Origin of the sequence: Aquabacterium sp. UBA2148, assembly GCF_002328915.1 — a bacterium.
Classification (GTDB): Bacteria; Pseudomonadota; Gammaproteobacteria; order Burkholderiales; family Burkholderiaceae_C; genus Aquabacterium; species Aquabacterium parvum.
Genome location: NZ_DCXA01000162.1, coordinates 2,953 through 3,490 on the forward strand (window position 1 = coordinate 2,953; position 538 = coordinate 3,490).

Here is a 538-nt window from a genome sequence, read left to right on the forward strand (position 1 = left end):
CCGATCGGCTTCAAGATCGCGCAGATCGGCGCGCTCAAGCCGCTGATGCAGAACACCCTGCCGCACAGCATGATCGAGTCCAGCGTGCGCAATGTGTATGGCGACCCGACCAAGGTCACGCCCGAGTTGATCGATCGCTATTACGAGCTGACGCTGCGCGCAGGCAACCGCGGCGCCTTGCGCGAGCGCTTCGCACAAAGCCCCAGCGGCGAGTTCACCGCGCAGATCGCCAGCATCAAGCAACCGACGCTGATCATCTGGGGCGGGCAAGACCGCCTGATCCCGCCGGACAACGCCGACAAGTTCCAAAAGGACATCGTCGGCAGCCGACTGGCCATGTTCGACGCCCTGGGCCACGTGCCCCACGAGGAAGACCCGGCGGCCACCGTGTCGGCGGTGCAGGCTTTCCTGAAGCAGTGATTTGAGTCGTTCAACGCGAAACGTTTGATCACATCGGGCGGAAACATTGGGCGACAAAAAGCCCCTGGAATGGGGGGCAGGGCGTCCGGCGCTGCGACTACAGTCCGCGCCGGACGCT

The 538-nt window shown here is 64.1% G+C and carries 1 protein-coding gene; it reads left to right on the forward strand.

What is annotated here, in order from left to right; all coding sequences use genetic code 11:
* Positions 1 to 420: alpha/beta fold hydrolase (locus B2W70_RS08925; protein WP_286744956.1), on the forward strand; the 420-nt coding region annotated here is incomplete at its 5' end.
* Positions 421 to 538: the final 118 nt, after the last annotated feature.